23 protein-coding genes are annotated in these 23795 nt (G+C 67.6%); 11 read left to right on the top strand and 12 right to left on the bottom strand.

Annotation, left to right across the window (positions count from 1 at the left end; genetic code table 11):
* Nucleotides 1–34 precede the first annotated feature (34 nt).
* Nucleotides 35–1012 (top strand): NAD(P)H-quinone oxidoreductase, encoded by a 978-nt coding sequence (locus A3CU_RS0111895; RefSeq protein ID WP_027942486.1) that lies wholly within the window; start codon nt 35–37, stop codon nt 1010–1012.
* A 15-nt stretch (nt 1013–1027) separates the two neighbouring features.
* On the opposite strand, the gene A3CU_RS0111890 is transcribed toward A3CU_RS0111895, so the two are convergent.
* Nucleotides 1028–2227, bottom strand: coding sequence for a cysteine desulfurase-like protein (locus A3CU_RS0111890; RefSeq protein WP_027942485.1), 1200 nt, complete (start codon nt 2225–2227; stop codon nt 1028–1030).
* A 182-nt stretch (nt 2228–2409) separates the two neighbouring features.
* Between A3CU_RS0111890 and A3CU_RS0111885 the strand changes: the two genes are divergently transcribed.
* Entirely contained in the window at nt 2410–2964 is a 555-nt protein-coding gene (locus A3CU_RS0111885) for a bacterial proteasome activator family protein (protein ID WP_027942484.1), read from the top strand.
* Between the two features lie 124 nt (nt 2965–3088).
* On the opposite strand, the gene A3CU_RS44430 is transcribed toward A3CU_RS0111885, so the two are convergent.
* On the bottom strand, nt 3089–4924 hold the full coding sequence (locus A3CU_RS44430) for a glycosyltransferase (protein ID WP_043840942.1): 1836 nt from the start codon (nt 4922–4924) through the stop codon (nt 3089–3091).
* Nucleotides 4925–5298: 374 nt separating this feature from the next.
* On the opposite strand from A3CU_RS44430, the gene wzm reads away from it, so the two are divergent.
* From wzm to glfT1, 3 genes are read left to right on the top strand one after another with little or no spacing between them, the layout of a single operon-like run.
* Nucleotides 5299–6258 (top strand): galactan export ABC transporter permease subunit Wzm/RfbD, encoded by a 960-nt coding sequence (gene wzm / locus A3CU_RS0111875; RefSeq protein ID WP_027942483.1) that lies wholly within the window; start codon nt 5299–5301, stop codon nt 6256–6258.
* A gap of 6 nt (nt 6259–6264) precedes the next feature.
* A complete protein-coding gene (gene wzt / locus A3CU_RS0111870; protein WP_027942482.1) occupies nt 6265–7074 on the top strand; it encodes a galactan export ABC transporter ATP-binding subunit Wzt/RfbE in 810 nt (269 codons plus the stop codon).
* A gap of 1 nt (nt 7075) precedes the next feature.
* Nucleotides 7076–7990 (top strand): galactofuranosyltransferase GlfT1, encoded by a 915-nt coding sequence (gene glfT1, locus A3CU_RS0111865; protein WP_027942481.1) that lies wholly within the window; start codon nt 7076–7078, stop codon nt 7988–7990.
* A gap of 86 nt (nt 7991–8076) precedes the next feature.
* Here the strand turns inward: glfT1 and A3CU_RS0111860 are convergent, their stop codons facing one another.
* On the bottom strand, nt 8077–8853 hold the full coding sequence (locus A3CU_RS0111860) for an ESX secretion-associated protein EspG (protein ID WP_027942480.1): 777 nt from the start codon (nt 8851–8853) through the stop codon (nt 8077–8079).
* A 71-nt stretch (nt 8854–8924) separates the two neighbouring features.
* Here A3CU_RS0111860 and A3CU_RS0111855 point away from each other — a divergent pair, with 71 nt between their 5' ends.
* Complete coding sequence (locus A3CU_RS0111855) at nt 8925–9167, top strand: hypothetical protein (protein WP_027942479.1); 243 nt, start codon at nt 8925–8927, stop codon at nt 9165–9167.
* Nucleotides 9168–9170: 3 nt separating this feature from the next.
* On the opposite strand, the gene A3CU_RS0111850 is transcribed toward A3CU_RS0111855, so the two are convergent.
* Entirely contained in the window at nt 9171–10712 is a 1542-nt protein-coding gene (locus A3CU_RS0111850) for a hypothetical protein (protein ID WP_052371648.1), read from the bottom strand.
* A gap of 92 nt (nt 10713–10804) precedes the next feature.
* On the opposite strand from A3CU_RS0111850, the gene A3CU_RS0111845 reads away from it, so the two are divergent.
* The 3 genes from A3CU_RS0111845 to A3CU_RS51015 all read left to right on the top strand — a co-directional run bounded on the left by A3CU_RS0111845 (nt 10805) and on the right by A3CU_RS51015 (nt 12800).
* A complete protein-coding gene (locus A3CU_RS0111845; RefSeq protein ID WP_027942477.1) occupies nt 10805–11377 on the top strand; it encodes a hypothetical protein in 573 nt (190 codons plus the stop codon).
* Between the two features lie 23 nt (nt 11378–11400).
* The gene (locus A3CU_RS51020) at nt 11401–11991 is read left to right on the top strand and encodes a DUF3558 family protein (RefSeq protein WP_084143214.1); all 591 of its coding nucleotides are present in this window, start codon (nt 11401–11403) and stop codon (nt 11989–11991) included.
* 230 nt (nt 11992–12221) lie between these two features.
* Entirely contained in the window at nt 12222–12800 is a 579-nt protein-coding gene (locus A3CU_RS51015; RefSeq protein ID WP_169739619.1) for a DUF3558 family protein, read from the top strand.
* A gap of 171 nt (nt 12801–12971) precedes the next feature.
* On the opposite strand, the gene A3CU_RS0111835 is transcribed toward A3CU_RS51015, so the two are convergent.
* The 4 genes from A3CU_RS0111835 to A3CU_RS0111825 form a co-directional block, all read right to left on the bottom strand.
* On the bottom strand, nt 12972–13280 hold the full coding sequence (locus A3CU_RS0111835; protein WP_027942475.1) for a hypothetical protein: 309 nt from the start codon (nt 13278–13280) through the stop codon (nt 12972–12974).
* On the bottom strand, nt 13277–13705 hold the full coding sequence (locus A3CU_RS52335; protein ID WP_156960320.1) for a hypothetical protein: 429 nt from the start codon (nt 13703–13705) through the stop codon (nt 13277–13279). Before A3CU_RS52335 ends, A3CU_RS0111835 begins: the two co-directional genes overlap by 4 nt.
* A 269-nt stretch (nt 13706–13974) precedes the next feature.
* Complete coding sequence (locus A3CU_RS0111830) at nt 13975–15891, bottom strand: glycosyltransferase (protein WP_027942474.1); 1917 nt, start codon at nt 15889–15891, stop codon at nt 13975–13977.
* A complete protein-coding gene (locus tag A3CU_RS0111825) occupies nt 15891–16361 on the bottom strand; it encodes a GtrA family protein (protein WP_027942473.1) in 471 nt (156 codons plus the stop codon). The genes A3CU_RS0111830 and A3CU_RS0111825 overlap by 1 nt, the downstream gene beginning before the upstream one ends.
* 106 nt (nt 16362–16467) lie before the next feature.
* On the opposite strand from A3CU_RS0111825, the gene dprE1 reads away from it, so the two are divergent.
* Both dprE1 and dprE2 read left to right on the top strand, forming a co-directional pair.
* Nucleotides 16468–17838: a decaprenylphosphoryl-beta-D-ribose oxidase gene (gene dprE1, locus A3CU_RS0111820; protein WP_156960319.1), complete on the top strand. Its 1371-nt coding sequence runs from the start codon at nt 16468–16470 to the stop codon at nt 17836–17838.
* Complete coding sequence (dprE2, locus tag A3CU_RS0111815) at nt 17835–18590, top strand: decaprenylphospho-beta-D-erythro-pentofuranosid-2-ulose 2-reductase (protein ID WP_027942471.1); 756 nt, start codon at nt 17835–17837, stop codon at nt 18588–18590. Before dprE1 ends, dprE2 begins: the two co-directional genes overlap by 4 nt.
* A 24-nt stretch (nt 18591–18614) precedes the next feature.
* On the opposite strand, the gene A3CU_RS0111810 is transcribed toward dprE2, so the two are convergent.
* The 4 genes from A3CU_RS0111810 to A3CU_RS0111795 form a co-directional block, all read right to left on the bottom strand.
* Nucleotides 18615–19337, bottom strand: a complete 723-nt coding sequence (locus tag A3CU_RS0111810; protein WP_027942470.1) for a hypothetical protein — start codon at nt 19335–19337, stop codon at nt 18615–18617.
* An 89-nt stretch (nt 19338–19426) separates the two neighbouring features.
* Entirely contained in the window at nt 19427–20803 is a 1377-nt protein-coding gene (locus A3CU_RS0111805; RefSeq protein WP_084143212.1) for a hypothetical protein, read from the bottom strand.
* A gap of 104 nt (nt 20804–20907) precedes the next feature.
* Complete coding sequence (locus A3CU_RS0111800) at nt 20908–22845, bottom strand: arabinofuranosyltransferase (RefSeq protein ID WP_027942468.1); 1938 nt, start codon at nt 22843–22845, stop codon at nt 20908–20910.
* Entirely contained in the window at nt 22842–23705 is an 864-nt protein-coding gene (locus A3CU_RS0111795) for a decaprenyl-phosphate phosphoribosyltransferase (protein ID WP_052371661.1), read from the bottom strand. Before A3CU_RS0111795 ends, A3CU_RS0111800 begins: the two co-directional genes overlap by 4 nt.
* Between the last annotated feature and the right edge of the window lie 90 nt (nt 23706–23795).

Below are 23795 nucleotides of genomic sequence, written 5' to 3'. Positions count from 1 at the left end.
ATGACCCTCCGGCCAAGCGCCGTAAAGTCGGCCCATGCATGCGATCACGATCAACCAGCCCGGTGGCCCGGAAGTACTGGCATGGCGTGAGGTTCCCGACCCTCGCCCGGGGCCGGGCGAGGTGCTCGTGGAAACCACTGCCAGCGGGGTGAACCGGGCCGATCTGCTACAACGCCAGGGCCACTACCCGCCGCCGCGCGGGGCGAGCGAGATCCTCGGCCTGGAGTGCTCGGGCACGATCGCCGAGCTCGGCGAGGGCGTCGAAGGCTGGCAGGTCGGCGACGAGGTGTGCGCGTTGCTCGCCGGCGGCGGCTACGCGGAGAAGGTCGTCGTGCCCGCGGTGCAGCTGCTGCCGGTGCCCGGCGAGGTCGGGCTGGTCGGCTCCGCCGCGCTGCCCGAGGTGGCCTGCACGGTCTGGTCGAACGTGGTCATGGACGCCGGCCTGCACGAGGGCGAGGTGTTCCTGGTGCACGGCGGGGCGGGTGGCATCGGTACGCATGCCATCCAGGTCGGCAAGGCGCTGGGCGCGACGGTCGCCGTCACCGCGGGCTCGGCCGATCGGCTGGAGCGCTGCCGCCAGCTCGGCGCGGACATCACGATCAACTACCGCGAACAGGATTTCGTCGCCGAGCTGAAGAACCAGACCGGTGGGGCGGACGTCATCCTGGACAACATGGGTGCGTCCTATTTGGACCGAAACATCGACGCGCTGGCCACCGGCGGGCGGCTGGCGATCATCGGCATGCAGGGCGGGACCAAGGCCGAGCTGAACATCGGCAAGCTGGTCGGCAAGCGGGGCCGCATCGCCGCGACCACGCTGCGCGCCCGCCCCGTGCCGGACAAGGGGCGCATCGTCGCAGACGTCCGCGAGCACCTGTGGCCGCTGGTGGACCACGGTTCGGTGCGCCCGGTGGTCGGCCAGGTCGTCCCGCTCGCGGAGGCGTCCAACGCCCACCGCGCGATGGAGGAAGGCGGCGTCTTCGGCAAGATCCTCCTGACCGTCGGCTCCTGACGCACGCGCCGGCGGCTACTGGATCTCTTCCAAGACCCTGATCAGCTGGTTGGCTTCGAAGACGTTCGAGTAGTGGGCGAGACCGATGCGCACCGCCCCGCCGAACTCACCGACGCCCAGTGCCGCGAACACCCCGGCGGTGCCCTCGTCGGCGAACGCGCAAAGCCCTTGCGAGGCAAGGTGTTCCGCGACTTCGGCCGCCTTCTTGTGCGTCAGGGTGAAGGCCAGCGCGGGTATCCGCCGCATCGCGTCGCCGATCACCATGACGTGGCGCAGCGAACGGAGATCGGTGGTCAGCTGCGCCATCAGCCCGGCGTGGTAGGACTTCGCCGAGCCCAGGGACGTGACCAGGCGCTCGCGCCGGGAACCGGTCGCCGCATCGTCCAGACCGGCCAGGTAATCGATCGACGCGACGAGCCCGGCCAGCAACGGGTAGGCGTGCGGCCCCAGTTCCAGGCGGGCGGGCCCGCGCACGCCCGGTTCCAGCGATGCCGAGGGCAACCGCTCCAGCATCTCCGGATCCCGGAACGCCAGCGCGCCGACCGGCGGTCCTCCCCACGCCTGCGCCGAAACGACGATCACGTCCGCGCCGAGTTCCCGCAGATCCAGTGGCACGAAGGGGGCCGCGTAACTGGCATCCACCACCACGGTCGCGCCGACCCGCTTGGCGAACTCGACGATCGTCGGCACGTCCGGCCGGGTGCCGACCGATCCCGACGCCGCGGTCACCGCGACCACCTTGGTGTGCGGCGTCACCAGGTTCTCGTACTGCCAGGCCGGCAGCTCACAGGTCTCGATGTCGATCTCGCCCCAGCGCAGCACCGCGCCGACCCGCTTGGCCGCGCGCTGCCACGGCGCGAGGTTCGCCTGCTCGTCGAGCCGCGACACGACGATCTCGTCGCCCAACGTCCAGCGCTCGGCCATCGCGTCGGCCAGCCGTTGCAGCAGCACGGTGGCACTCGGGCCGAGCACCACGCCCGCCGGGTCGACACCGGCAAGGTCGGCCACCGCGCGCCGGGCGGCGGCCACTATGCTCTCGGCTCTCTGGGACGCCGGGAACGCGCCGCCCGGTCCGGAGACCGGCGCGCGCATCGCCGTCGAAACGGCCGAGGCCACCTGCTCGGGCACCAGCATTCCGGCAGGGCCGTCGAAGTGGATCCAGCCGTCCCCCAGCGCAGGAAACAACCCCCGGATTCGAGCGACGTCGAACGCCATGCGACAACGGTACGGAGCGGATGTTTCGCGATGCGCTCGGGGTTACCAGCAGCGCCGTCGGGCCTGCCCTGCGGGGGCCACACCTCACGCCCCAGACCGGGCGCGAACCTCGGCCCTGCGGGGGCTCCGCCCCACGCCCCCAGCTACGGGCAAGCCCCCAGACCCCCTCTAGGCTGGTCGCCATGACCGAGCCCAACAACACGAGCGCCAATACCGACGAGCAGGCCAAGCACGTGATGGTGGTCGGCCCGGATGGATCCCCCCTGGGCACCGCGCGCATCGCGCCAAGCGAGGAGGAGTCGTCGGTCGGCGACCTCGTCGAGGAGCCGGCGAAGGTCATGCGGATCGGCACGATGATCAAGCAGTTGCTCGAGGAGGTTCGCGCCGCACCGCTGGACGACGCCAGCCGCCAGCGGCTGCGCGAGATCCACCAGACCTCGGTCAGGGAACTGGAGAAGGCGCTGGCGCCCGAGCTCCAGGACGAACTGGAGCGCCTGGTCCGGCCGTTCACCGTCGACTCCACGCCTTCCGACGCGGAGCTGCGGATCGCGCAGGCCCAGCTCGTCGGCTGGCTGGAAGGCCTCTTCCACGGGATCCAGACCGCGCTGTTCGCCCAGCAGATGGCCGCCCGGGTCCAGCTGGAGCAGATGCGCCGCGGGCTGCCGCCGGGCACCTCGGCGGGGCAGCCTGGGGAGCACCACGGTCCGGGCATCAGCGGCACCGGGCAGTACCTCTGACCTCCTCGCCTGCCCAAGGGGCAGGCGGTTCCTCCCGGTTACCCGGCACTACCCGACCATCCAGGCAGGGATCCTCTGGCATTGCGGCGACGGCCGTGGCGAGTCGCCACGGCCGGCCGGGGACTCACCGGGTGCCGAACAGCCTTTCCCAGTTCTCCTTGCTGGTCAGCTGTGCCTCCGCGGCCTGCCAGCGGCGCACCAGATCATCGCCTTCCCGGCGCAGGCGCCAGAGCAGCCGCATGCCTTCCTTGCCCAGGCGGAGCAGCAGGTCGCGGTCCAGCTTGCGCACCCGCACGCCGGTCTGTGACGGGTCGGTGATCATCGCGGTCCGGAACCGCGACACGTGCCACCAGTGCTCGCTGCCGGCCCGGATCGCGGCGCCGCCGCCCGGGCTGTTGCGGAACTGGTTGAGCAGCCGCTTGATGAGCACCAGCCGTGGCATGGACGGGGTCGCGGCCGGGACGGTGATCGGGACCTGATCGGCCGGCACACCCGCGGTGGCCGCCGGCACGATGTGCGTCTCCGGGTACTCGGCGCGCAGCTTGCGGATCGCGGGCACCACCTCGGCCCCGCCGTCGGCGAGCACCTCGGGCCCGCGCATGAAGTCCTCGATCGCCCTGATCATCGTGGCCGCCATGCCGTACTGCATCGAGGCGAGCGTCTCGGCGAAATCGAAGGCGAGGAACTCGGTCATGGCCTTCGGGTCGAGCTGACCGCGCAGCGCGGCCGTGATGAGCCCGTTGCGGTAGTGGAAGTAGCGGGCCCAGTCGTCCCAGCCCTTCCAGTGCAGGTCCTGGTGCCACACCCCGGCGCCGGGCAGGGTCACCGTGAAGAACCCCGCCGCCCGCGCGCGCAGGCCGTACTCGACGTCGTCCCACTGGAAGAAGATCGGCAGCGGGTACCCGATCCTGGCCACGACCTCGGCCGGGATGAGGCAGCACCACCAGGCGTTGTGGGTGGCGTCCACCCGGCGGTCCTGGTTCTCCTCCAACATGCTCTGGCCGGACAGCGACTCCTCGGTGCGGTCGATACCGGCGCGCAGCTTCGGCAGGTTGGCGATGTCGGAGTCGACGAACAGCTGCCCGGGATGCAACTCGCACAGGTTCTGGCCACCGACGATGGTGGGCTCCACGGTGCAGTTCGCGAGCGCGCTCAGCCGGACGACGGTGTCCGACTCGAGTTTGATGTCATCGTCCATCAGCAGCACGTGCGCCCGCTCGCCGCCGTCACCCTCGATGACCTCGTACATGCCGCGGGTGAACCCGCCGGCGCCGCCGAGGTTGGCCTGCCGGCGGTAGTGCAGCTTGTCGCCGATCGCCTGCTTGATCTCGGCGAACTTCTCCCGCGACTCGACCGTGTCGTCGCCCTGGTCGGTCACATGCACCGCCGTCACGTGCGCCAGCGCCACCGGGTCCCCAGCCAGCTCACCCAGCGTGTCGATGCAGTAGTCGGCGCGGTTGTGCGTGCAGATGACCACCGAGACGGGTCTGCGCTCGCGCGGCGCGTTCACCAGCCAGCGCACGCCTTCGACGGTCAGCCGGTGCTCGCCGGTCTCGATGTCCAGCCAGAGCGCTCCGCCGTCGACGAACCGGTCGATGGCGGCGGTGAAGCGCAGGGTCTGCCCGGAGGCGCCGGAAACGGTTTCCCTGGCCACCACGCGGTCGTTGCCGAGACTGTCCGTAGCGACGATGAGCAGTTTTCCGGATCCGCTGACCACGGCCTCGATGTTGACCTGAGCAATCTCGGTCCAGCGCTGCCAGTAACTGGCCGGAAAACGCCCAAAATACGTGTTCGTGGTGACGAATGCGTGCGGTTCGACGATTACGCGCTCACGTTCCTGGACCGCCGAACCCACCTTGGCCAGCGCATACATGCCATCCGGCGCCAAAAAAGACTGTGCCGTGAAGAAGGTCCGCTGTGCGAGCATTCCCTCGCCGGAACCGTGCCGTTTCTCACCCATTGCGACCAGCCACCCCGGATCTTGTACCTCGAACAGATCATCGCCCCGTGAACTGCGGGGAGTTTAACCGGGCACGGTAGGTAGCCGGCCGGCAGTATGTACGCACAGACCGGGCGCCGGGACCCGAAGGTCCGGCAAACCCATTGCAGGACGTCATTTCCCTTGCCGCTAAGACGCCGGACCCGTCGGCGACGTTGCCTGCCTGCCCGGCTTCACCGCACGACCAGGAGTGTGCCCCAAGGCCGTCACCTCGGACAAACCGCGCAACGCGGCTTCGTTACGGTATCGCGAGTTGACCGACCAACCGCGCGATTGGGGTGACCTGATCGATGCCCTCAGCATCGGACGCGGCTCACACTGGCTACCCTGAGCGGGTGCAAGCCACCAGCACGGTCGATGAGACCGCCGACCTCGTACGCGATTCAATGCCGAACCCTCCGTCGTCGGACAGTCGCACCTTTGCACGCGCCTTCGGAGACATCAGGGAAGGATTTCGTCAGCAGGAGCTTTGGGGCCACCTGGGCTGGCAGGACATAAAGCAGCGGTACCGGCGATCGGTGATCGGCCCGTTCTGGATCACCATCAGCCAGGCCGTCATCTCACTGGGCCTGGGCATCCTGTATTCCACGCTGTGGCACCTGAGCGTGTCGACGTTCCTGCCCTACATCGCGACCGGCTTCATCGTCTGGGGTTTCATCAGCGGCTGCCTGTCCGAGGGGATGGAAACGTTCATCACCAACGAGGGGCTGATCAAGCAGATCCGGGCCCCGTTGACGGTGTACGTGCTGCGCACGGTTTGGCGGCAAACGCTGATGTTCGCGCACAACATCATCGTCGTGGTCATCATCGCGGCCATCTTCTTCACGCACCTCAGCAGTTCCTATGACCTCGTCAACACCACCTGCACACCGGATACGGTGATCTGTCACCCGGGCATCGGCTGGTGGAGCCTGAGCGCCATTCCCGCGTTCGTCCTGCTGGCGGTCAACGCATGCTGGGTGACGATGCTGCTCGGCATCATCTCCACCCGCTACCGGGACCTCCCGCAGCTGATCAACTCACTGATCCAGCTGCTGTTCTACATGACGCCGATCGTGTGGCCGATCGACCAGCTCTACGGTCACGGCGCCCGCAGCGACCTGGCGACCTGGGTCGTGCCACTGGTGCACCTCAACCCCTTCTATCACTTCGTGCAGATCCTTCGCGCGCCGCTGATCGGGCAGGCGGTCAACATCTGGAGCTGGGTCGTGGTCGGCGGAATAACGATCGTCGGCTGGCTACTCGCGCTGGTCGCGATGCGCAACTACCGAGCCCGCGTCTCCTACTGGGTGTGATGAGTAATGGTCAGCATTGACGTGCGTAACGCTTATGTCGATTTCCCGATCTTCGACGCGAAGACGCGTTCCCTGAAGAAGCGGGTGCTCGGCAAGGTCGGCGGCAAGATCGGCACCGAGAGCAAGGTGCCGATCATCGAGGCGCTCCAGGACGTCTCGCTTTCGCTCACCGACGGCGACCGGGTCGGCCTGGTCGGCCACAACGGGGCCGGCAAGTCGACGCTGCTCCGGCTGCTGTCCGGAATCTATGAACCGACCCGTGGCTCGGCGCGTGTCATGGGCAAGGTGGCACCGGTGTTCGACCTCGGCATCGGCATGGACCCGGAGATCTCCGGCTACGAGAACATCATGATCCGTGGCCTGTTCCTCGGCATGACCCGCAGGCAGATGGAGAAGCGGGTCGACGACATCGCCGAGTTCACCGAGCTCGGCGACTACCTGGCGATGCCACTGCGCACGTACTCCACCGGTATGCGGGTGCGGCTGGCGCTCGGCGTGGTGACCACCATCGACCCGGAGATCCTCATCCTGGACGAAGGCATCGGTGCGGTGGACGCGGCGTTTTTGAACAAGGCCCGGGACCGCCTGGTCGACCTGGTGCGCCGCTCCGGCCTGCTGGTCTTCGCCTCGCACGCCGACGACCTGCTCATGGAGTTGTGCACCACGGCCATCTGGATGGACGAGGGCCGGATGCGTATGCACGGGTCGTTGCGCGAGGTGCTCACCGCGTACAAGGGTAGGGACCCGTTCGAGAACATCAGCCCGGAAATGGCCGAACGGCTCGGGGTCGAACCCGTGACGGTCAACGGAGAGTGAGATGACGACGGTTCGGGAGCAGGCACCACTGGGTCCGGGTGCGGTGGTGGCGGTGGTGGTCACCCGGCACCGCCGTGACCTGCTCGCGGACTCGCTCAAGGTCATCGCCGCCCAGTCCCGCGCGGTCGACCACCTCGTGGTCGTGGACAACGGGCCGGACCAGCCCGTGCGGGACGTCGTCGAGTCGTTCCCGCTGCCGCACACCTACCTGCCCTCGCACCGCAACCTCGGTGGCGCGGGCGGGTTCGCCCTGGGCATGCTGCATGCGCTGGCCCTGGGCGCGGAGTGGGTGTGGCTCGCCGACGACGACGGGCGGCCCGCGGACGACAGCGTGCTCGCCGTCCTGCTCGAAGAGGCCGAGAAGCGCGGGCTGGCTGAGGTTTCGCCCATGGTGACGAACATCGACAACCCCGAGCGGCTCGCGTTCCCGCTGCGCCGCGGCCTGACCTGGAAACGCTCCGCGGCCGAGCTGGGCACCGACTTCCTGCCCGGGATCGCGTCCCTGTTCAACGGGGCGCTGTTCCGTGCCTCCACCCTGGACGTGGTGGGCGTGCCGGACCTGCGGCTGTTCGTCCGCGGTGACGAGGTCGAGGTGCACCGCCGCCTGGTGCGCTCCGGCCTGCCGTTCGGCACCTCGCTGAAGGTCGCCTACCTGCACCCGGACGGCTCGGACGAGTTCAAGCCCATGCTCGGCGGCCGGTTCCACGCGCAGGACCCGGAGAACGAGGTCAAGCGGTACTACACCTACCGCAACCGCGGCTACCTGGTGTCACAGCCGGGCATGCGCAAGATCGGCGCGCTGGAAGTGATCCGCTTCGGGCTGTACTTCCTGGGCGTCAAGCGCGACCCGAAGGCGTTCCTGCGGTGGCTGCGCCTGGTGCGCCAGGGCCAACGGGAGCGCTTCTTCCGCTACTAACCCGCCGCCCGACGCACGTCAATATCCTCGCGGCATGAGTGACCCGTTACTGACGAAATTCGGCATGAACTCCTCACTCATGCGCGCTACGCGCGGCCCTGGAGTTGGCCGTGCAGGTGGTGCGCGATCCGCGCGCTGTCCGCGGGGGCGTAGGTGAGCCAGCTCTGACCGTCTTCGGCGTCCCGTGAGGTGATGAAGTACCGGCCGTCCGGGGTGTCGATCCAGACGGTCGGGGTCAGTGACGCTCCACCGTTCGTGAACGCGGTGAACTGGCCCATGCGTAGCTTCGGCTTCTGGAAGATCCGCTCCACCGCGCGCAGCTGGGCCGGCGCCGTCGACTGCGTCCGGGGTCGCGAGACGTTCGCGAACGGGTCGTAACCGCCGTCGTCGTCGAGGGAGTGGCGGGCCCGCTGCTTCGGCTCGGGCTTGGCCACCGTCACCGACTGGCCACCCGCCGGAGGCGTCGCCGGAAGCAGATCGACGATGCTCGGGACGATCGATGGGGGCCGGACCTCGGTGAAGACCAGCATGTTCCCGTCCTGCCGGACGAGGACCGCGTACTGCCCGTCCGAGGCCACCCTGGCGAACAGCTGCTTGCCCTCGTCCAGTTGCGCCACGGCGATGATCGCGATCGGACCCTGCACGATGGTCCGGAGCGCGAGTTCGACGTCGGGGTCCACCCGGCCACGGCTGAACAGGCCACGGGACTCCAGGTCCCGAAACACCGCCTCGCGGATCCGCGCCCGGTCCTCGAACGTCGTGCCCAGGTGCGGCACCTCGAACGGCATCGGCGCGCGGCCCAGTTGCTGCCGCTCCACCAGGATGTCCATCGCCGCCAGTGACAACGAGAACGAGTTACTCACGGCTCCTCCCCCTCCTCTGCTTTGAGCGAACCCGCTTGCCGCGCGAGATCGTGAACTGCTGTTCTGGACCCATGGCCGATACGAAACCCGCGCTCATCCTGCACCTTGCCACCGGCGGCGAACCCCTGGTCTTCGCCCTCAACGTCAAGGACGCGGAAGAGCTGTCCAGCAAACTACACCTGCTGCTCGAACACGGCTCCGTCGAAGCCGTCCAGACCAAGGAGAACACCAAGGTCGTGGTCAACTTCGCGCACGTGGCGGCCGCCTACGTGGACGACCTGCAACGCCGGGGCAAGGTGTTCGGCCTGCGGTGACCGTTACTCGCCGATGACGGGTGGGGCGGTGCGCTCGCTGGTGCCGAAGACCTCGTCCGGGTCGGCCTCGACCAGCCAGGACGGACGCTGGTGTTCCTCGTCCTCGCCGCCTTCGCCGCGGCCACGGCCCATGCCGCCCATACCGGAGGCGCCACGGCCACCCGCGGCGCCGCCGCGAGAGCCGGCGCCGGCCGCACCGGCTGCTTCGGCCGCCCCGGCCCCGCCGGCCCGGATCCCCGTGCGCGCGCCCTCGCCCGCCGCACTGCCGCTGCCGGCCGCGGAGCCGGTTCCCGAGCCCCCGCCCGGTCCCAACCCGCCGCCACGTCCGAGACCCTTGCCCGAACCCGAGTAGCTGTCGTCGCCCATGCCGCCGCCACCCATCATCGGCGGCATCATCGGCGGCATGCCGCCCGTGGTCAGCGGGTTGGGCCCGTTGTTGGCCGATGTCGGGGACAGCGGGTTGAAATTGTTCGACGGCTGGTAGCCCTGGGCCCTCGTGTCGTTGCGCGGGATACGGGTCGACCCGGTCATGGCCCCAGTGCCCAACGGCGACCCCCCGGCGCCGCCCAGCGCGCCGGTGACCGACCCTGCGCTGCTGCCACCACCAGGCACCGAGAAGCCGCTTCTGTCGCCACCGCCTCGGCCCGACGGATCGTTGTACCCGGAAGGCTGTGTGGTGCCGATATTGCCGGAGAGCTCACCAGTGCCGACAGACCCGGGCGGCGCGAACTTCGGCGGTTCGGCGAACACCGGCTGCTTCGAGGCGGCCGAGTAGAGGCTGTTGTCGTAGGTGGACATCACCTGGGCGGCCTGGTCATGCGCCTGCGCGCTCTGCTGGGCCTTCTGCTGCGACTGCTGGATCTGGTCGACGATGGTGAAGGGGTTGGGGTTGGACGCCCAGCTCTTCATCTCGTCGGCCCAGCTGAACGGGACCGGCGCCGGCATGCTGTTCTTCGCCGTCTGCGCCGCCGTGGACTGCTGGTAGGTGACCTCCGACGCCAGTCGCGCGTTCTGCGCGTTCCCGTCGGCCCACTGCTGCATGCTGGTGAAGAAACCGCGCGCAGAATCCGCCGCATCGCCTTCCCACTTGGATTGCGACTTGTTCACAGCATCGTTGAAAGCGTTGGCAATACGGTCGAACGCGCCGGCCATGTCATGATAGCCGTTGGACATCGTGCCGATCTGGCCTGCATTCAAGCCGTTGTCGACGTAACCTTGCAGTTCTGCGTGGTCGATGGCCTTGTAGTTGGTGTTCGACGGGGAGAGGCCGGTGACGTACTGGGTGTCCGCGCTAGTCGCCTGCTGTGCGCTCTGCTGGCTGTACTTCTTGGACTCTTCCCCCGCCTTCGCGTCTGCGATTATGCGCCCGAACCATGGCATGTCCGCGTATTTGGCGTTTTCGCTGTCGTGGAGGTACGCATCGCGCTCCTGCGGCGATATACGCTGGTCAAGGTACTGCTGCCGCTCGCCGTCGGACATTGCCGCAATTTCGTCCACGGTCTTGTGCTCGTCACCGTAGGTCTTCGGCGCCTGCGGAGCAGTCATTCTCCTCGTCCCCTTACCCCTCGCGGGAAAACTTGGCCCGTAAGTAGGGTAGCGATCCCGCTGCCCTCACGTGACCGCTTTCGACCAGAAACATGGTCGAGACCGCGGTCAATCGCGACGAACCGGCGCACAGCCGCGTCCACCGCTGCTACTTTCAACTCGAACACGACAGTCGGAGGGAAGTCATGGCGATCATCGACCCAGCCCCCGGTGCGGCAGCCGCAGCCGGTACGGCCGGTGCCCCGCTCGGCAGCGCCATCATGAACGGCGTGCGCGCGGCCGTCTCCGCAGGTATGAGCGCCCAGGCAATTGACCAGGCCAAGCAAGCATCCCAGGGCCTGAAGGACGCCGCCAACTCTGGACAACTGCGCATCGAAGAAGGCGGCTTCGACGACCTCATGAACGCCGTCAACGCCGGCTACACCGAACTAGCAACCCTCCGATACAACTTGCAGGTAGTCACAGATCCGCCCCAGCTTGGTACAGGTCCGTACGCGGAGACGGTCTCTGCCCACGTTCAGCAGGGCGGAAGCGGACTGACCAACTCTGCCGACGCGGTGGTCGACCAGCTTGGTGCCGTGCTCGATAACATCCGGGACGCCCTCAACAAGGCCAAGCAGAACTACCAGGACACCGAGCACGGCAACGCCGGAGCGCTCAAGTAACCACGCCGACACGGAGGACACGGGTGCGCTCGACAGCAACCCTCACTACACTCATCGCGGCTGCTGCGCTGGTCGTCACGGCCTGCACCAGCACCCAAACCGGGCAAGCTTCGCCCACCAGCGAGCAGTCAGCCGCACCGAGCGCGGGAGCTTCCTCGACCGACACAGCAACGAATCGGCTCGCCGGCCTCAACGCATGCACCCTGCTCACCGACGCCGAAGCGCAACAAGTGGTCCCCGGGGCCGGAGCCCACACAGATCAGGGCGAGATCGGCGGTCCTGGTACCAGCAACTGCCGGTGGGTGACGCCTGCGGCGAGCAGTCAAGGCAGCGTTGTTTTCGGCGTGACGGTGCGGCCCGCGCAAAGCATCACGGAGGTCAAGCCGAACCCAAACCGCCCCGATTCAACGGTATCCAACACAACGACGACAGGCGGTCGCCGGGTAGTTGTTCTAAGGAACAGTCAAGGACAGGGGTCCTGCCAAGTTAGCATCGAGGCCGGATCAGGTCGGGTCGACATCGATACCGAGGTCGTTCCTGGCACGACTGACGCTGCCTTCGAAGTGGACAGCAAGCTGTCCGACTACATCGAACCAAGGTTGCCATCGTCGTGACCCATCCCGCCATCCAGCAGGCTTGAACCAACATCGCGGATCAGCTCGGGAATCCCCAGGCACTCGTGAGGAGTCGGACGTCCAGTCCAACAAGCAAGCCCGCCGGGGATAGCTCCGCCACGGGCCACCACTACGCCGTGCGCCGCTATGCCGCATCCTCCGGCCGAAGCAGACGATTGAGCGCATTACCGTACGCACGCTGAGTAACAGGTCCGACGCGGAGGATATGGGTGCGCACAGCAGCCCTCACCACAGTCATCGCCGCCGCCGCACTAGCGGCAGCTGCATGTACAAGCAAGCAGCCCGGCCAACCGTCGCCATCTAGTGGCCAAAGCGCCGGATCAGGTGCAAGTTCATCCCCGTCATCCGGCGCCGCGAATGGCCTGGCCGGGCTCAACGCCTGCTCCCTCCTCACCGACGATGAAGCGAAGCAAGTCGTACCTGGCGTTAACCCGCCTATCGATCAAGGCGAGCTTGGAGGCACAGGAACCAGCAACTGTCAGTGGAACAAGTCAGTGACGAACGGCGCTGGCGGGGTAGCGTTCAGCATCACGGTGCGTCCCGCACAAGGGCTCGAGGACGTCAACCCCAACGGCGGGCAGACCACGAAGACGACGTCAAACGCAGGTCGCCAAGTAGTGCTGCTCACAAACAGCGGATCCGGAATCTCGTGCATAGCCGCTGTCGCGGTCGGTTCCGGCCGGGTCGACATCGAGGCCAGGACCCTCAGGGGTGCGACGACCGAGGAGATGTGCACGATCGTCGAGAAAACCGATGGCTTTGTCGAGCCGAAGCTGCCAGCGTCGTGACCTATCACGGCATCCAGCAGGCTTGAGCGAACATCGCGGATACGCTCTAGAATCCCCGGATCTCCACGACGAGTTCCAGTCCAATGAGCAAGCCCTCCAGGGATAACTCGGCCTCGCGAGAGGTCTCGACCTCGCAAGTGAGGCCGCCGCGTTCGAATGGGGCCGACCACGCTACTGTTCGCACGCTGAGTAACTGCTGCCGCTCGCCGAAATCGTAGACCTCCGCGACCCGGCCCAGTTCGGGCTCGTTGAACGTATTGGCGAAATCGGCTGCTTGGAAGATCGAGCATGCCGGTGGGCGAAGTCGTATGGCGCGCCGTAGTTGCGCGTCGCCTGCCCGGCCGCGGCCGGACCGCCGGCAAGCTTGGCCGACACCAGCTCGGTCGGATAATTCACGATCTCATCGGGCGATTTCGTCGTATCGGTGCCCTTGAGCGTGAGGTTGAGCCTGGCCCAGTGGTCGGTGCCGAAGAAAGTCAACAGAGTTGCATCCGACCCGCCAGGTTTGGAGGTAATGACCTGGATGCCGTTCCTGGTCTCCTCCTATACCTGCGACTGCCGCGCGTAGCGTAAATCCCGATCTCGGTTGTCCGCGCTCTGCAGCGGAACCTGGAAATGTTCAGATCGAGAAGGTTCTGGCCTTTCATGTATGCCTGACAGGTGCCGGCGCCGTCCATGAGGCCATAGTGCTCGGCCTGCGGCTCGATCGCGTTCGCGGTGAAATGCTGGTCGTGGTACTCGTTATTGGGATCGGCTTCGAATTCGGCCTTTTCGAGTTCCGCCAGGCTCAGGATCGCGCACGCGTCGAAGGTAGCGAGACCGGCATAAGTCGTCGGGGTCCACGCGCCGATCTGCTCGCCGAGCGCTCCCTCTGGTGTCGCTCCCCTCGGTGTTCTGACGTTCACGCCCGCACCATGGGCGTCCCCCCGGAATCGAGTGGGTGCAAGCCGACAGTGGAATCATGAGGGCGGCCACGACAGCCGTGACCGCCCGTCCCCTCTTCATCACGGAGGGTGAGACTAGCGCGGAGTCCGACGTTACGGGAGTGCGGAACTCACACACTGCGAACGCGGAACTCGCGCGTCCCGAACGCGGAACTCGCGCACCGCGAACGTGGGACTCGCGTGTCCTGAACGTGGGACTCGCGTGACGGGAGTGGGGGACTCGCTAGGGGTTAGAGCTCGTAGAGGCGCTTCCAGTTCTCGCGGCTGGTGAGCTCGGGCACGGCGCGACGGTACTGGTCCTGGACGGCCCGGCCTTCCTTGCGCAGCCGGTTGATCACGGACAGCCCGTGCTTGCCCAGCTTGAACATGCGGTCCCGGTCGTACTTGCGGACCCGCACGCCCTCCTGCGACGCGTCGGTGATCACCGCGGTCTCGAAGAGTCCCACGTGCCACCAGTGCGCCTCGTCGAGCGGGATCGCGCCGAGCGAGAACTTGGACCGGCCGCGCAGCCGGTCGATTACGCGCTTGACCAGTGTGAGGCGCTGCAGGGTCGGGCGCGGCGCGGTGTTGATGATGCCGATGTCGTTGGAGGCGATACCGGGCACGTTGGTGGCGTCGTGCCGGATGGTCTCCGGGTAGCGGGCGCGAAGCTCGCGGATCTCCTTCATCGCCGAGACGCCCCCGTCCCGCAGGATCTCCGGGCCCTGGAGGAAGTCCTCGATCGCCTTGATCAGGGTGTGCGACAGGCCGTACTGCATGCCGAGCAGGTACCGCACCAGCTGCGCGGTCAGCACGCGGCACAGCAAGTTGAGGTTGAAGTCGCTGTGCAGGGCGGCGGTGATGATCGAGTTACGCAGGTTGAAGTAGCGGTGCCACTCGTCCCAGTCCTTCCAGAAGAAGTCGGCGTGCCACACGCCGGCGCCGGGCAGCGTGACCGTGGGGAAGCCGTGGGCGCGGGCGCGGTAGCTGTACTCGGCGTCGTCCCACTGGAAGAAGAACGGCAGCGGGTAACCGACCGCCTTGACGACCTCGTACGGGATCAGGCAGGACCACCAGCCGTTGTACCCGGCGTCCAGGCGCCGCTCCTGGCGGTTGGGCTTGCCCGTCTCCTCGTCGACGCCGAGCAGGTCCGCGGTGGTGAGGCTGTGCTCCACCGGAAGCCCGGGCTCCAGGGTGTTCAGGCGCGCGTACTCCGCTCCGACGTGCAACTGGTGCGGGTGCAGCAGGTTGAGCATCTGGCCGCCGACGATGATCGGGTTGGCGGTCCGGTTCGAGAACGCGGTCATCCGGATGATCAGGTCCGGTTCGAGCAGCACGTCGTCGTCCATGAACAGCACGTTCGCGTGCTCGGTCTCGGTGTGCCCGGCCACCTCGTACAGGCCGCGGGTGAACCCGCCGGCGCCGCCGAGGTTCGGCTGGTTGAGGTAGCGCAGCTTGTCCCCGAGGTCCTTCGCTACCTGCGCGAAGCCGTCGCGCGAGTCCACCCGGTCGGTGCCCTGGTCGGCGACGTAGATCGCGTCCAGGGTGTCCAGCGAAGCCAGGTCGTCGGCCAGCGCGCGCAGGTTGCTCAGGCAGTCGTCGGCGCGGTTCATCGTGCAGATGGTCACCGCGGTGGGCCGGATCCGCTCCGGCGGCTCGACGGTCCACCGGACCCGCTCGACGGTCAGCCGCTGCCCCGCCTCGGTCTCCAGGTCGAGCCACAGCGCGCCGCCGTCGAAGAACTTGTCGATCTTCAGGTCGAACGCGACCACGGTCAGTTCGGCGTCACTGATCTCCTGCGCGGCGACCGTGCGGGGCTCGCCCTCGATGTCGGAGGCCCGCACGGCGAGCAGGCCGGCGCCGGTCACGACCGCCTCGACCCGGACCTCACGCGCGGTGGTCCACCGCTGCCAGTAGCTGGCCGGGAAGCGGCCGAAGTAGGTGTTGCCGGACACCGTGGTCGCCGGTTCCAGCACGACGCTGTCCCGGCTACGGGCGGCCAGCCCGCTGCGCACTTCGGCGTAGAGGTCCTTGGGCACCACCGGAGACGGACCGGAGAACAGGCCCCGTTGGGCGGTCAGTCTGCCGTGCGGAGTGTGCTCGGAGAACGTGGTCTGCTCCTTCGTCGCGGCAGCGGTCTTCGCCCTGGTAGTTGCCCGTCCGGCCATTATGGTGCCTTCTCCTCCAACTTCGGCTCACGGAACACGACCCATTTCAACATCACGAAGTTGATCGCGGTCGCGGTGCCCTGCGAGATGACCCACGCTACCGTGGCCTGCCAGCGCGATTCGGGCAGCACCGTCAACATCAGCGCGTTCATGCCGACCGCGACGAAGAACGTCACAGCGTAGAGCAGCACAAAACCGCCGACCTGCCCCTTACCCTCACGACGGCCCGCAGAGAATGTGAACTTGCGGTTAAGAAAATACGCGGTGGTAGTGCCGACGATGAAACTGATCGCGCGGGCGATGTTCACCCAGGGCGAGGAGTCCATGCCGAGCGCCCGCTCGCCCGCATACGTGCCGTAATCGAGGAGTGCGCAAAAGCCCCCAATCAGCGCGAATCGCAACAACTGGCCGATCAAGCCGGGCGCGGCATTGGCAGCCTGCGTCGACTCCTGCGGTTCCGTGGACACCACTTGAACTACCTCGCCGGCTGGGAATTCGCGGACCCCGGAAAGTGTAGAAGAGACGCTGTCACGGGCCCGCGCGGCACCCGGCAACCCGATCGTTACTCTGGTCCAGGTGAACCCCACACCGCATATCGAGCGCCGGACACTGGCCGGTTGGGGCCGAACCGCCCCGACAGTCGCAGACGTGCTGAGCACCCCCGACGTGGAAGCCATCGCCCGGGCGGTGACGCAGGCGGGTGAGCGCGGGGTGATCGCCCGCGGGCTCGGCCGGTCCTACGGTGACCCGGCGCAGAACGCCGGCGGCCTGGTGATCGACATGACGCCGCTGAACCGGATCCACTCGATCGACCCGGACAGCGGGCACGTCGTGGTCGACGGGGGCGTCAGCCTCGACCAGCTGATGAAGGCGGCGCTGCCGCACGGACTGTGGGTACCGGTCCTGCCCGGGACGCGCCAGGTCACCATCGGCGGAGCGATCGCGAACGACATCCACGGCAAGAACCACCACAGCGCCGGCAGTTTCGGCAACCACGTGGTGTCGATGGATCTGATCACCGCGGACGGCAGCATCCGCACCCTCACTCCCGAGGGGCCGGAATCGGACCTGTTCTGGGCCACGGTCGGCGGCATCGGCCTGACCGGCATCATCGTGCGCGCGACGATCGCGATGACGAAGACCGAGACCGCGTACTTCATCGCCGACCTCGACCGGACGGACAACCTCGACGAGACCCTCGAACTGGTCAGCAACGGCTCGGAGGACAACTACACGTACTCCTCCGGTTGGTTCGACTCGATTTCCAAGGGGTCCAAGCTCGGGCGAGCGGCGTTCAGCCGCGGATCACTTGCCAAGCTCGATGACCTGCCGCCGAAACTGCGGGCCGACCCGCTGAAGTTCGACGCGCCGAAGCTGGCCACACTGCCGGACGTCTTCCCGAACGGCCTGGCGAACAAGCTGACGTTCAGCGCGCTCGGTGAGGCGTGGTATCGCAAATCACCGAAGCAGAAGCGCGGTCACGTCGAGAACCTGACCGCCTTCTACCACCCGCTCGACATGTTCGGCGAGTGGAACCGCGCTTACGGCTCCAAGGGTTTTCTCCAATACCAGTTCAGCACGCCGTTGAACGCGCACGAGGATCTGCGCCGGATCCTGGTCAAGATCGCCAATTCCGGCCATTACTCGTTCCTCAATGTGTTCAAGCAGATGGGCGAAGGAAACCGGGCGCCGTTGTCCTTCCCGCACCCCGGCTGGATGGTGTGCCTTGATTTCCCGATCAAGCAGGGGCTCAGCCAGTTCTGCCAAGAGCTCGACGACGAAGTGATCGCAATCGGCGGCCGCTTGTACACGGCCAAGGATTCGCGCACCGACCCCGAGCTGTTCCGAAAGATGTACCCGCGCCTGGACGAGTGGCGCAAGATCCGTCATTCCGTTGACCCCGAAGGGGTTTTCGCTTCAGACATGAGCCGGAGGCTTGAGCTGTGATCGACGCGGTAGGAAATCCCCAGTCGCTGCTGCTGCTCGGCGGCACCTCGGACATCGCGCTGGCGATCGCCGAGAAGTACCTGGCCGAGCGCCCGCTGAAGGTCGTGCTGGCCGCCCGGCCGTCGGAGCGGCGGAAGCTGGCGGCGGAACGGCTTCGCGGTAACGGCGCCGAGGTGTCCGAAGTGGACTTCGACGCGGGGGACACCGGCGCGCATCCGGCGGTGCTCGACAAGGCTTTCGAGAACGGCGACATCGACGTCACGGTGGTCGCGTTCGGGCTGCTCGGGGACGCCGAAGAGGTGTGGCAGGACCACGCGAAGGCGGTCGAGCTGGCGACGGTGAACTACACCGCCGCGGTCTCGGTCGGCGTTGCCCTGGCGGAGAGGCTCAAGAAGCAGGGCCACGGCAGGGTGATCGCGCTGTCGTCGGTGGCCGGGGAGCGGGTACGCCGGTCGAACTTCCTTTACGGCTCGACGAAGGCCGGGTTCGACGGGTTCTACCTGGGCCTGGGTGAGGCGCTGCGTCCGCACGGGGTCCGGGTGACCGTGGTGCGGCCGGGTCAGGTTCGCACCAAGATGACCGAGGGCCTTGGCAAGGCGCCGCTGGAGCAGACGGCCGAGCAGGTGGCCGAGATCGCGGTGGACGCCGCGCGCAAGGGCAAGGACCTCGTGTGGGCCCCGGCCCAGTTCCGCATGGTCATGTCGATCCTGCGACACGTCCCCCGGCCGATCTTCCGCAAGCTCCCGATCTGACCTTTTCCCAAGGTCAGCCCGGGGTCAGCTCGAGGTCGACTCGCGCCATCGGTCGAACAGCAGGTCCGCGTGGTGCTCGTGGTAACGGGCCAGGTCGTAGATGTGCACGGTCTTGGCCCACCGGCCGTTGTCGCCGAGCACGAAACCGTTGGCTTCCGCACGGGAGCCCGCCAGGCTCAGCGAGTGGATGTGGACCGAGCCGTCTTCGGCGATCCCGGCCACCTCGCAGGGGTGCCCCAGGTACTCGGCACGCGTGGTCACCGCGGCCACGCGGCCGTCCTCCCCGGCCAGCACCCCGGACCGGGGGCGCCCGCCGACGGCCAGGTCGCCGGTCCAGTTCTCCCGCAGCCGGAGTCCGTCGACCGGGCGGGCGAAATGGATCGCGCGCCACCGGGTGAACAGCAGATCGCTCTGTTTCTCGTAGTAGTCGCGCAGATCGCGCAGGTCCACCGTCTTGAAGTATTCGTAGGCGTTCTCGTGGACGAAACCGTTCTCGGTGGCCCAGTCGCCGTCCCATTCGGCTTCCATCACCCGGGCCAGGCCGGCCTCGTCCACGCCGTCCACGAGCACCGTGTGGTCCCGGTAGGTCGCGTAGACCTGAACCGAGAAAACCCGCTCGCACAGATCCACCGGTTTCGTGCCGCCATCGGCGAACCGCACGTAATCCGCATCCGCGGTGTAGGAAACCGGATAAGAATCGCCGGCCAGCACGGCGAACGTGCCACGGCGGTACAGGGGGTAAATCATGGCGGCTCATTTTGACCCATGATTCGACGGTTCCGCAATTGTGCGTCACATGATCGTGTCAGCTTCTTCCGGAACGTGCTCGTCCCGGCTCACCCGGCTCTGGTCAGCGTGAGATGCTGCACGCCTTTGGCCGCCGAGTAGACGGTCCAGTCGCCGGGTTCGGTGGTGAAGCTGAGCTGGTAGGTGAGCTTGATGGGCCGCAGAGATCGGTCGAACCGGGCATAGTTGACCTTCAGCAGGGTGGCGAACACCGGGCCCGCTCCCTCGATGCGCTGGTCGATCTGCGCAGGAAGCAGGCCCCGGTCGGAAAAACCGTCGACGATGGTGCAGTCGCAGAAGTAGGCGAGCGTGCCGATTTCGCCCGGCCCGCCGACCGCGCCGGTGCCGACCCGTGCGGCGAGTTCGCGGCCGACCCGGGCATAGTCGGTGGCGCTGGCCCAGTTTCCGAAGTACGGCGGGTACGCCCACGGGATTCCGCGCCCGAGGAACGCGGGCAGATAGCCGGCCACAAGCAGCGGGACGAGCACCAGGGCAGGCACTCTCGCGCGAGGCTTTTTCGCACCTTCGAGCAGGCGCGTGACAATCGCCGTCCCCGCCATGGTCAGAGCCACCAGCGGCGGCACGTAATACCAGTGGTACGGCGGGACGCCGAGCACCGAATACACGGCGTAGTAAGCGATCCCGCCCACGCCGAGGGCACCGAACGGGCCGAACCGGCCCGAGGCCAGCCAGCCGAGGAGCGCGAGCACACCCAGTTCGGCGGGCAGGAAGGTGAGCACCGTCTTCGGATCCTGGCCCCACATCGCCTGGAGGCCGGTCTTGAAGTAGCCTGCGCCGCCGAAGCTGCGCTGCAACTGCTTGATCACCAGGGTGTCCGGCACCGCGGAGCCGAACACGAACCAGCTGAACACGTGCCACGGCAAGGCGACCAGCAGGGTCGGACCCACGGCCTTGAACCAGCCGCGGTGGAGGGTGGCGCCGATGAGCACGACGAAGACGATCAGGTCGAGCCGGGTCAGAATGGTCAGGCCCGCCGCGAGCCCGAACGCGTACGGCCGATGCTCGGTCGCGAACACCACGAGCAGGACCAGCACGGCCGGAACCAGCAGGACTTCCAGGCCGACCGCGGACAGCAGGAGCGGGTTCAGCAGCACCAGCGCCAAGCCCACGGCGGGCAGGCGCAGCCGCGCCCAGCCCCAGCCGAACACGGCCGCGGCGACCATGTTCACCACGCCCAGCGCCAGCACCGGATGCGCGGAGCCGGAGACCCTGGTCAGGAAGGCGACCAGGCCGATCAGGCCGACGTTGAGCGGTGACGTCGCGGTGTTGGCCGGGTGCCCGGGAATGAGCGCCCATTCCCCGCGCAGCGCGAGATTTTTCGCGTACGCCAAGGTGATGTAGGCATCATCCGTGAGACTGTCCTTGACCAGGAGGAAAGTAAGCCCGGACAGCAGGGCAGCCGTCACGGGAAACCACCAGGACCGTCTCACCACCAGCCCTTCCCACGCCAAAGCGCCGCGCGATGTCTACCCAGTCTTACCCAGAACGTGTGCGGGTAGCCAGGGAGCATTCACCGTTTGACGATAACCGCGAACGGCCCGACATCCTCGCGCGTGAAGCGTGGTGAACCGAACAGTTTCGGGTCGAACCGCACATCGTCGACGTGCACCGGGACGGCCTGCGGGAAGATGTCCGAGGCGATCGGCATCACCAGCTCGTCACCGTCGGTGCGGAGCACGAAGACGTTCGGCGCCTCGTGGGGGTTGGCGGCCAGGCGCGCGAGCAGTTCGTCCGGATCCGCCGACTCCGCCCAGTGCCTGATCTCCTCGTTGCGCTCGACGTAACCGGCCAGCGGGTTCGCGTACTGCGGGGTGGTCTGCTGGAATCCCCAGTAGGGCTGGAAGGAAAGCAGCCGGTCGTAGGACGACAGCACGATGTTGGCGGTCGGTGGGCGGCCGGACAGGGAGTTGATGGTGCTGATCAGCTCGCCGGTCCAGGCGCCGTCCTCGCTCGGGTCGTGCTGGCCCTTGGCATTGAAGCCATCCGCGTAGTAGTCGGATTCGGCGGTGCTGATCGTGTCCTTCATCGACGCGAGGCCGGTCTGTGCCAGGGAAAGCGCGCCGGCGAGCGCCAGCGCGAAACCGGCCGCGGCGACCGGCCGCACGTGCCGGCCCACCGCCCGGATCAGTTCCACCGCACCGAACACGCCCGCCACCGCCAGCGCGATGTCGATGGTGGCGACGAACCGGAACGCGAGCAACGTCGTCCGCATCAGGAGGGCGAGCGACGACGCCGCGAACCACAGGTACACCAGGATCGTGGTGACCAGCAGCACGAGCGCGACCGGGTTGCGCCGGGACCGCACCACGGCCCAGACCAGCCCGCCCAGGCACAGCACGCCGAACATGCTGTCCGGCACGAACGGCGTCGGGAAGTTGACGCTGCTCTCGGGCAGGAAGTGGGCGGCGACGTTCGGCTTGCCCAGGCCGCCGGCCAGGATGAACGGCCCCCAGGTGAGCAACGAGAGCACACCGGTGAGCGCACCGACTCCCACCAGCCGGAGCAGCAGGCGCCGCACCGTCGGCCCGGCAGCGGCGCCGCGCCGCACGTCGAGCACCCCGGCCAGCACGGCCAGGATCACCACGAGCAGCACCCCGAACACCAGGTGCAGGGTGTAGGTGATGCCGCAGAAGCCGAGATACCCGCCGATCAGCACGATCGTCCACGCCGGAACGCGCTCGCGCCGTTGGAAGACCTGCCAGGCCAGCACGGCGATCGGCGGGAGCCAGACCGAGGACGGCCACGCGTAGGGCTCGTCCACCGCGACCGAGATGAACCCGGCGAGCACCGCCGGCAGGGTGGCCAGCACGGCGAGCCGGCGGCTGACCACCAGGCTCCACAGCACGAACCCGACCACCGGGGTGAGCGCGATCCAGGTGATCGCGTAGGGCTTGTAGGCGGCCCAGCCGTCCCAGCCGAGCAGGTTCGCGAACCGCCCGCCCAGCCAGAACCAGCCACCCGGGTAGTAGGGGGCGAGGCCGGAGTAGTTCATGTCGGCCAGCGAGCCCGTCGAGGCCATCCGCTCCAGGTACTGCAGGCGGAAGGTGTTGTCGACGCTGGACCCTTCCAGGAAGAACCGGCTGGCCTGTAGCGGCACCGCGAGGAGCAGGGTGGTCAGCGCGGTCAGCGCCGCCCAGACGCCGCCGAGCTTCACCCACATCGGCCACCGTCGCGCCAGGCCGAAGCCGATCACGACGAACAGCACCGTGAAGATCGCGAGCGCGGCCAGTACCGCCAGCGCGGTCGGGACGTTGGTGCCCGGGTCGATGCGCAGCCGGCTCGCCGCGAACTGCAGCGCGAGGCTGAACAGCACCGCGAAAACGAGCCCGATCCCGAGCTCGGCGAAGGCGCGGCCGCCGCTGAGCCGGGTGAGCGGCGGTGCTGGGGTGGAGGGCGGTTGTGGGGGAACGCTCTCGGTCGGCGCCGAGGATTCGAGTGTGCGGGTCACAGGTAGAAGGTGATCCCGAGGGACGCGACCCACAGCACGCCGAGGACCTGCAGGACGCGGTCCTTGAGCACGATCTCCTCGGGCTCGCCGGCCGTGCCGCCGTCGACGTCCACCGCGTACCGCAGGACCGCGATCACGAACGGCACCATGGAGATCACCGGCCAGATCGAGCCGGCCGCGCCGCGGCGCAGGTCGAACGCCCACAGCGCGTACGACATGATCAGGATCGCGGCCGCGGTGGCCCAGACGAACCGCAGGTAGCTCGCGGTGTACTTCTTCAGCGAGGACCGGATCTTGGCGCCGGTGCGCTCGAACAGCATGATCTCGGCGTACCGCTTGCCCGCCACCATGAACACCGAGCCGAACGCGGTGACCAGCAGGAACCACTGGGACAGCGCGATGTTCGCGGCGACACCACCGGCGATCGCGCGCATCAGGAAGCCCGAGCCGACGATGGCCAGATCGACCACCGGCTGGTGCTTGAGACCGAAGCAGTAACCCAGCTGCACGGCCTCGTACACGGCGAGCACGATGGCCAGCTGTGGGTTGGCCAAGAACGACACACCGAGCCCGACCGCGAAGAACACCGCGGCGGCCGCGTAGGCCACCGGCACCGGCACGATCCCGGCCGCGATCGGCCGCCTGCGCTTGGTCGGGTGGGCGCGGTCGGCTTCGACGTCGACCGCGTCGTTGACCAGATACACCGACGAAGCGACCAGCGAGAAGGTGGCGAACGCGATCAGCGCGTCCACCAGCACCGGGCCGTCCAGGATCTTCGCGGCCGTGAACGGCGCGACGAAGACCAGCACGTTCTTCGCCCACTGGCGCGGCCGTGCGGTCTTGACCACGCCGAGCACCATACGGACGGGACCGCGTTTGACGGTCTCGACCGCGGCCCCTTCGGCAGGCTCAGCCGTCCCCACGGGCTCGGGACCTTCCGTGGCTTCCTC

It is taken from the genome of Amycolatopsis taiwanensis DSM 45107 (assembly GCF_000519205.1).
Taxonomy (GTDB): domain Bacteria; phylum Actinomycetota; class Actinomycetes; order Mycobacteriales; family Pseudonocardiaceae; genus Amycolatopsis_E; species Amycolatopsis_E taiwanensis.
Note: the sequence above shows the minus strand (reverse complement) of the source record. Positions and strands in the feature narration are given on the sequence as shown.

What these genes read in the sequence shown, in the direction of transcription:
- glfT1 (WP_027942481.1), top strand. Translation starts at nt 7,076, where the DNA reads ATGACGACGGTTCGGGAGCAGGCACCACTGGGTCCGGGTGCGGTGGTG.
- A3CU_RS0111810 (WP_027942470.1), bottom strand. Translation starts at nt 19,337, where the DNA reads ATGATTTACCCCCTGTACCGCCGTGGCACGTTCGCCGTGCTGGCCGGC.
- A3CU_RS0111830 (WP_027942474.1), bottom strand. Translation starts at nt 15,891, where the DNA reads ATGGCCGGACGGGCAACTACCAGGGCGAAGACCGCTGCCGCGACGAAG.
- A3CU_RS0111890 (WP_027942485.1), bottom strand. Translation starts at nt 2,227, where the DNA reads ATGGCGTTCGACGTCGCTCGAATCCGGGGGTTGTTTCCTGCGCTGGGG.
- A3CU_RS0111885 (WP_027942484.1), top strand. Translation starts at nt 2,410, where the DNA reads ATGACCGAGCCCAACAACACGAGCGCCAATACCGACGAGCAGGCCAAG.
- A3CU_RS0111850 (WP_052371648.1), bottom strand. Translation starts at nt 10,712, where the DNA reads ATGACTGCTCCGCAGGCGCCGAAGACCTACGGTGACGAGCACAAGACC.
- A3CU_RS44430 (WP_043840942.1), bottom strand. Translation starts at nt 4,924, where the DNA reads ATGGGTGAGAAACGGCACGGTTCCGGCGAGGGAATGCTCGCACAGCGG.
- A3CU_RS0111855 (WP_027942479.1), top strand. Translation starts at nt 8,925, where the DNA reads ATGGCCGATACGAAACCCGCGCTCATCCTGCACCTTGCCACCGGCGGC.
- wzt (WP_027942482.1), top strand. Translation starts at nt 6,265, where the DNA reads ATGGTCAGCATTGACGTGCGTAACGCTTATGTCGATTTCCCGATCTTC.
- A3CU_RS0111845 (WP_027942477.1), top strand. Translation starts at nt 10,805, where the DNA reads ATGGTCGAGACCGCGGTCAATCGCGACGAACCGGCGCACAGCCGCGTC.
- A3CU_RS0111795 (WP_052371661.1), bottom strand. Translation starts at nt 23,705, where the DNA reads ATGGTGCTCGGCGTGGTCAAGACCGCACGGCCGCGCCAGTGGGCGAAG.
- A3CU_RS0111895 (WP_027942486.1), top strand. Translation starts at nt 35, where the DNA reads ATGCATGCGATCACGATCAACCAGCCCGGTGGCCCGGAAGTACTGGCA.